This is a genomic window from Mycobacterium sp., from assembly GCF_049673265.1.
Lineage (GTDB): Bacteria > Actinomycetota > Actinomycetes > Mycobacteriales > Mycobacteriaceae > Mycobacterium.
Genome location: NZ_JBATXN010000162.1, coordinates 1 through 6,343, shown reverse-complemented (window position 1 = coordinate 6,343; position 6,343 = coordinate 1). Strand labels below are relative to the sequence as shown.

Below are 6,343 nucleotides of genomic sequence, written 5' to 3'. Positions count from 1 at the left end.
TCGGTGCACCCCGGCATGACCTACACCCCGATGACCGCACATGTCGGCATCCAAGTCGGCGAAGGCAACTATCCGAACACGCCGATGGAACGGGTGGCGGTGCCCGAGGAGATTGCCGGCGCCGTGGGCTATCTGCTGTCCGACGACGCCGCTTATGTCACCGGCGCAGAGATCGCCGTGGATGGCGGCTGGACCGCGGGGCCGACCGTGAAATACGTTATGGGCCATTGATACCAGACAGGAGTGCAGATGAAGCGACTAGAACGCAACCGGATCCTGGTGACCGGTGCCGCCTCGGGCATCGGGCAGGCCACCGCGCTGCGCCTGCTGGACGAGGGCGCCGCGGTGGTGGCCGCCGACGTCGCCGCTGACGGGTTGGACAAGACCCGCGCCCGGGCCGGCGAAATCGGGGCCGGTGACCGGCTGACCACGCTGGAGATGAACATCGGCGATGAGAACTCGGTCATCGACGGCGTGCGCTCGGCGGTGGATACGTTGGGCGGCCTGGATTCACTCGTCAACGCCGCCGGCATTCTGCGCGCGGTGCACACCGACCAGATGGACCTGCAGCTGTGGAATCAGATCATCGGTATCAACCTGACCGGGACCTTCCTGGTGGTCCGCGAAGCGCTGCCCGCCCTGTTGCAAAATCCGCGCAGCGCGATCGTCAACTTCAGCTCGACGTCGGCGTCGTTCGCCCATCCCTACATGGCGGCCTACGCGGCCAGCAAGGGCGGGGTACAGTCCTTCACCCATGCGCTGGCGCTCGAGTACGCGAGCAAGGGACTGCGCGCGGTGTGCGTGGCACCCGGAAGCATCAAGTCCGGAATTACCGATGCCACAGGCGGATACATTCCGCAAGATGTGGACTGGACGCTGTTCACCCGGCTGATGCCGATCATGCCCACCACCGAGGAATCCAGCGGCGCCGGGATGGCCAATCCGGCTGTCGTCGCCGGCGTCATCGCCATGTTGGTGTCCGACGACGGCGCGTTCATCACCGGCACCGAAATCCGCATCGACGGCGGAACGCACGCGTGACGGAGCTGACGTACGAGGGCACCTTGCGTGAAATCACCACCGACGCAGGAGTTCTGCGCTATCACCAAGCAGGAAGTGGCCTGCCTCTGCTGATGCTGCACGGTTCCGGGCCCGGTGTGACCGGATGGCGCAACTTCCGCGGCGTCTTGGGCGCGTTCGCCGAATTCTTTCGATGTCTGATTTTGGAGTTTCCCGGCTTCGGCGTCAGCGACGATTTCGGCGGCCACCCCATGATCACCGCACTGGACGGGTTGGTGCGCTTCGTCGACGCGCTCGGCCTGGACACCGTCGACATCGTCGGCAATTCAATGGGCGGTGGTGTCGCAATCAACTTCGCGATAGCTCACCCCGAGCGGGTGCGTCGCCTGGTCACGATCGGCGGCATCGGTCGCAACATCCTGAGTCCTGGCCCGCCAGAAGGCATCCGGCTGCTGCAGGAGTTCACCGACGAGCCGACCCGGGAGCGGTTGGTGCGCTGGCTGCATTCGATGGTCTATAACCCGGCGACGGTGACCGAGGAACTTATCGACGAGCGCTGGACGCATGCCACCGACCCGAAGACACTGGCCGGGGCGCGACGGATGTACGGCAGCGAAGCCTTCGCGCAGATGATGAAAGCCATGGAATCGTCCAAGGGGCCGCAGCCGTGGGCGATGATGCACCGGGTCAAGGCGCCGACCCTGATCACGTGGGGCCGCGACGACCGAGTCAGCCCGCTGGACATGGCATTGCTCCCGATGCGCACCATTCCCAATGCCGAATTGCACGTGTTCCCGAACTGCGGTCACTGGACGATGATCGAGGCGAAAGAGGCCTTCGAAAGCGCCGTGCTGGCGTTCTTGTTGCGAAAGGACGCCGAGCTTAGTTGACGCAGGGCACGCCGCCGCCGTCGATTGGTGCACCCTGATCGGGGCTCGGCTCGGTGGACTCCGTGCTTGATCGGCTATAGCCGTAACCGTCGGAAAGGCTTGAGGCCGAGCTGGAAGTGGATTCGTCCTGGGACGGCGCGGAGTAGTTGTCGTCGACGACGACTTCGACGTGACCGTACTGGAGCTTGCGATTGGGTTGGTCCGGTGCATCGATGCCTAGCAACGTCGCCACGTTACGTGCGTCGCTCTCGGCGCCGGGGGCGTATTCGATCGAGGTGGCGGTGGGCTCTCCGCGAACGCGGTCGCGGATCGCGCCGGTGCTGTAGCCACCCTTCTTCAGCGCCCGCGCTACCTGGTTGGCGAGCCCGCTGGTGTTGCTGGCGTTGATCACGTCGACCACAGTCGACGCGCTCGGTGCTTCGGAGGTGGTCGTCGTCGTGCCCTCCGAGGAGGTGCCGAAGGCGGCGGCTACTTCAGCCTTGATCGCGGCCGGGTCGACGATGTTGACGTCCTGGCCGTTGATGTTGTCGTAGCGCACCACGGGTAGCGTCCGGTATTCGATAGAGCCGCCCGCGAGCGCGCCCATCCGGCGGAATTGGTCTTCGTCCCAGCCCGACGACAACACGACGTCTTTGCGCGCCACCGTCATCAAGCCCTTGAGCTTGCCCAGATCGGTGAAGGTCCCCGAGTCCTGCAATTGGCGCATGACCGACGAGAGGAAAGCCTGCTGACGGTGGGTGCGGTCAAGGTCACCGTTTTCCAGGCCGTGGCGTTGGCGCACGAACGACAGCGCCTGTTCGGCATCCAGCGTCTGGCGCCCGGCCGGGAAGTCGGCCCCGGAATAAGAGTCGTACACGGCGTGCTTCAGGCATACGTTGATGCCGCCCAGACTCTGGGCCAGGTCGTAGAAACCGGCCAGATTCACCTCGGCGAAGTAGTCGATAGGCACTCCGGTCAGGCTCCGCACCGCCTTCAACGTCGCAGCGCGTCCAGCTTCGCGGCCCTTTGTCTCTAGCTCCTTCTGGTTGCTCACACCTTTGTTGATGAGTTTCTGCTCGACGTACTGCTTGGTGAGCCCGTAGGCCTCTTTGATCTTGATGTGGTTGTAGCCCGGCACTCCGGTGAACGACACCCAGTCGTCACGGGGGATCGAGAACGCGGTCACCCGGTCGTCGGCGCTGACATGCGCAAGGATCAAGGTGTTGGTGTTGTATCCGCCATCGTCGGAGTCGCCGGCGTGCAAGTGTTTGAGTACGGCCGACGGCAGGTCGTTGCCGTTTTGGTCCTTTCGCGAGTCAAGCCCGATGAGCAGGACGTTCATCGCGTCGCCGGTGGACTTCGGATCCTCGGAACTCAGCGCCTGGGAGACGGTGATTCCGCCGAGTACGCCGTGGGCCATCCACCATCCCGACCCGGTTGCCAGCACCGCGGCCACTGCCACCAATACCCAGCAGGCGTGCACCAATGCGCGCCCGCGCCGCGCTACGGGCGTGGCACGATGGCGGTGCTTAGCGCTGGATCGCTGCAGGTCAGCCACCACAACCTCGATTGCCTATGGGTGCCGCGCGTGACCCCCGGTTGCAGTTTGCGCGGACGTTTAATGCTTGGCGTTCAGTATGCGGCAGATTGCTGTGCAACGCGTAGTGAGCCAAGTAACGACCTCAAGCCTACCGTGCGGGTAGAAAGGGGCCACTACCTGCGACAACGCACCGCTCCGGGTCGCAATGACCGCCGGATAGAAGCGCCTGTTTGTGACCAAATCGTGGTCATCAATGGGCTATTTACAGCTCCACAACCGCGCCATCGGCGGCCGAGACAGCGTCGGCGAACCGCGCCTGCGCGGCAGCCGCGGTGCGTTCGGGCACGCCGGGGAGGGGATGGTGGTGGGTGATCACCAGCCGTGACACACCGGCCTCGACGGCGATGGCGCCCACCTCGTCACCGGAGGTGTGGCCGCGCTCGGCATCGACCGGCTCCCACGCTTCATGCAGCAGCGTGGTCACGCCCGCCGTGCGGCGGATGGTCTCCGGGTCGAACTCGGTGTCGGTGCAGTACGCGAAACGGTCCCCTACCCGAAAGCCCGCCGAGGGCAATGGGTGTCGGGTCTGCTCCCACGTCATGAGCTCATGGCCGGCGAAACTCAAAGTGTCCCAACCCAACTCCGCCCAACGGGCCGACGCCACCGGCGAGGACGTTTGTAGAGGGGACGCGAGAAGCTGTTCCTCCACGATCGAGCGGGTGGGCCGGCCGTAGGACAGCGAGCCCGGGCCCGCGACCGTCAGTTCCCGGCCGGCCACGCCGCGAGCGCTGACGAAGCCGAGCCCGCTCACGTGGTCGAGGTGAAAGTGGCTGAGCGCCAGGGTCACCGTCTCGACACCATCGAGCAGCGAGGGGTTGATGTGCAGCGCACCCAGACCGGTTCCGGCGTCTAACACCAAAGCCTCGGTGCCGGAGGTGATCAGGTAGCAGCTCGTCTGCCGGAAGCTGGTCGGGATCCATCCACCGCTACCGAGAACCGTCAGCTTCATGGCTAGACAACCTACGGCGACAACGACTCTTTGAGTGCCGCTACGGTCCCGAGATCAGCCAATGCCGCCACGGCGCGCTCAACGCCTTCCAGTGCGATGCTTTCGGCTTGCATGCCGCCCATCCCGGCGGTGATCACCGATGCAACGTACGCGTACAGCGAGCCCTGTCGATAGCGCAGCCAGAGGTCGTCGGGATCCAACTCGGGGCCGCGTCCGGCCGCCAGGGCTTGGCGATAGACGGCGAGTAGGTCGCGTTCGCCGCGCTGACGGTCGGCGGTGGTCATGCTGGTGATCAGTGTGTAGGCCAGTTCGCGGCCGGGATGTCCTCGTCGGACCGCCTGCCAATCGAGCAATCCCGCATCGCCATTGCGAAAGTAGACGTTGCCGGGATGCGCATCGCCATGCATCACCGTGTTCGGCTTTCTGTCAATCACTTTCGCGACGGCGCGATAGTTGTCGATGATGAACCGGCCGTCTTCTACGCGGATGGAGGTTCGCTCGGCCAGACGGCGAGCCGAGGTGTTCAACAGCGGACCGGTGAGCAGCGACGTGTGATCATCTGAGGCAGAGTAGATCCAGCCGAGCGGACCACCATTTGCCTTGGGCGGCAGGCGTTCCCAGAATGTCGCATGCAACTCGGCAAGCAGCTCGACGATCATGGTCGCCCGGTCGTGGTCGAGCGGATGTAGGGTATCGGGAAACTCGCAGGAATCAACCGCCAGGTCTTCCAGCACCAGCACAAAGCGACCGGTCAGCGAGTCGAATGCCGACCCGTATGCCGTCGGCACGCCGGTGAGTTGTGACGACAGCTCGCGGTAGAAGAGCACTTCGGTCTGTGCGAGCCGGCCCAGCTCGCCTATCATCCGGGTGGCGACGGTCTCCGCCGGCATCTTGACGAAGACCGAGGCCGGAACATCGTCGCCGGTCAATGCCAGGCGTGCTCGCGACGATGTCCCTGTGTCGCCACCGATCACCGATACCGACGTCACTCGGCGTCCCATGATGTTCGAAAGCGATTGCGCATCAAGGTCACTGATCGTCCGCGGTAGCGACCGCATCCGACCGATGACGGCATCGGTTGCCACACGTTGCATTCCGCGGCCCAAATGCGCCGCCAAGCCGAGAACCGGTAGAACCCCACCCGCCACCGATGCATCTTTACAAAAAGACGCCTCACTGTAAAGCTCGCGCGTGAGTACTGGCTACCCGGCGCGATCTTGCCGATGGACGTAGCGCGAATCCCAGTACGGCGCACCAGTTTTTATAGATACTGGGACGCATGAGGATAAGCGGGGCGTTCCTGGCCGAGAAGACCGAAGCGTTTGACAACAAGCTGAACGTCCAGGGCGGCGTGATAAGCAAGTACAAAGTCGGCCCCGACCGAGTAGCGCAGTTTGACCTCGCGGTGTTGACCCAAGGGGACACCGGCGGGGAAGATCGCCTGGTTGTCATAGAGGTTTCGCCGCCCGATGATGGACAACCCATCCATATGCACCGCGAGCTGCCGGCAAACCTAACGAACGCGGATGCGGGCTTTGCCTGCTTCCAGCTCCGGCTCACCTTGAATTCCAATGGTCCGTGGACCGTTGCCATGAAGGGCGCAGCGGGAGAAGTATCGCTTCCCCTGACGGTGAGTGGTCCGCTGCCGCGCAGCCGCTAGCCGCGCCTGTTGAGCTCCTCGTCAGGATTGGGCTGACGAGGAGCGCATGATTCTATGAAGCCCGCCTGAGTGTTTCGAATCCCGGCTCTGCACAGGATTTCTTCACGTTACGGTTCCCCGACTTGGGTCATATCGACGCAGAAGGGGAGACGGGTTGAACACCATTTCACGTCCGTACGCGTTGGCGGCTGCCGCGCTCGCAGCGACGAGCGTGGTCGCCGTTACACCGCTCGCATCGCGGGCAC

General features: G+C 64.1%; 7 protein-coding genes. 4 read left to right on the top strand and 3 right to left on the bottom strand.

Annotated features, from left to right (window positions below):
* The 3 genes from WBF82_RS05725 to WBF82_RS05715 all read left to right on the top strand — a co-directional run.
* Positions 1-231, top strand: a 231-nt coding sequence (locus WBF82_RS05725; RefSeq protein ID WP_424382112.1) for an SDR family oxidoreductase, incomplete at its 5' end; no start/stop codon positions are given.
* 18 nt (positions 232-249) lie between these two features.
* Entirely contained in the window at positions 250-1,041 is a 792-nt protein-coding gene (locus tag WBF82_RS05720; protein ID WP_424382111.1) for an SDR family NAD(P)-dependent oxidoreductase, read from the top strand.
* Positions 1,038-1,910, top strand: a complete 873-nt coding sequence (locus WBF82_RS05715; protein ID WP_424382110.1) for an alpha/beta fold hydrolase — start codon at positions 1,038-1,040, stop codon at positions 1,908-1,910. The genes WBF82_RS05720 and WBF82_RS05715 overlap by 4 nt, the downstream gene beginning before the upstream one ends.
* Here the strand turns inward: WBF82_RS05715 and WBF82_RS05710 are convergent.
* The 3 genes from WBF82_RS05710 to WBF82_RS05700 all read right to left on the bottom strand — a co-directional run bounded on the left by WBF82_RS05710 (position 1,903) and on the right by WBF82_RS05700 (position 5,532).
* Positions 1,903-3,438 (bottom strand): LCP family protein, encoded by a 1,536-nt coding sequence (locus tag WBF82_RS05710; RefSeq protein WP_424382114.1) that lies wholly within the window; start codon positions 3,436-3,438, stop codon positions 1,903-1,905. The two genes, WBF82_RS05715 and WBF82_RS05710, sit on opposite strands and share 8 nt — an antisense overlap.
* A gap of 253 nt (positions 3,439-3,691) precedes the next feature.
* Positions 3,692-4,438 (bottom strand): MBL fold metallo-hydrolase, encoded by a 747-nt coding sequence (locus tag WBF82_RS05705; RefSeq protein WP_424382109.1) that lies wholly within the window; start codon positions 4,436-4,438, stop codon positions 3,692-3,694.
* Positions 4,439-4,449: 11 nt separating this feature from the next.
* Complete coding sequence (locus tag WBF82_RS05700; protein ID WP_424382113.1) at positions 4,450-5,532, bottom strand: phosphotransferase; 1,083 nt, start codon at positions 5,530-5,532, stop codon at positions 4,450-4,452.
* 185 nt (positions 5,533-5,717) lie between these two features.
* Here WBF82_RS05700 and WBF82_RS05695 point away from each other — a divergent pair, with 185 nt between their 5' ends.
* A complete protein-coding gene (locus WBF82_RS05695; RefSeq protein ID WP_424382108.1) occupies positions 5,718-6,098 on the top strand; it encodes a hypothetical protein in 381 nt (126 codons plus the stop codon).
* Positions 6,099-6,343: the final 245 nt, after the last annotated feature.